The following is a 404-nucleotide window of genomic DNA, read 5'->3' on the forward strand; positions in this document are numbered from 1 at the left end:
GTCGAGCACTTGATGCGGTTGCTCGGAGAGCATCTTGCCCGAGTGACGCTCGCTGCGCCCGTAGGCGATCTGCAGCTCTGCGTGGACGAAGTCGACATCGTGCCGCTGCCTGTCGATAGCCTCGAACTGCTGCCCGACACGCGCGCTTCAGCGCAGAGCCTGAACCTCGCCTTGGAGCGCATTGCGGCACGCCTCGGGCCAGAACGCGTACTGCGTCCGCGGCTGGTCGAGGACCACAGGCCCGAGCGGATGGCGACCTGGCACCCGGCCAGCGAAAAACGGCCCCGCGCCAAGCCTCGCTGTCCTACTCTGCCGCAACCCACATTGTTGTTGCCCGAGCCGATGCGTCTCCCTATGCGCGGCGGCCAGCCACTCTACCAAGGCCCCCTGCTGCTACTGGTGGG

At 67.1% G+C, this 404-nt stretch carries 1 protein-coding gene; it reads left to right on the forward strand.

Annotation, left to right across the window (positions count from 1 at the left end; translation table 11 throughout):
• Nucleotides 1–404: hypothetical protein (locus tag E4T88_RS18155; RefSeq protein ID WP_221411834.1), on the forward strand; the 404-nt coding region annotated here is incomplete at both ends.

Source organism: Dysgonomonas mossii (assembly GCF_004569505.1).
Taxonomy (GTDB): Bacteria; Bacteroidota; Bacteroidia; order Bacteroidales; family Dysgonomonadaceae; genus Dysgonomonas.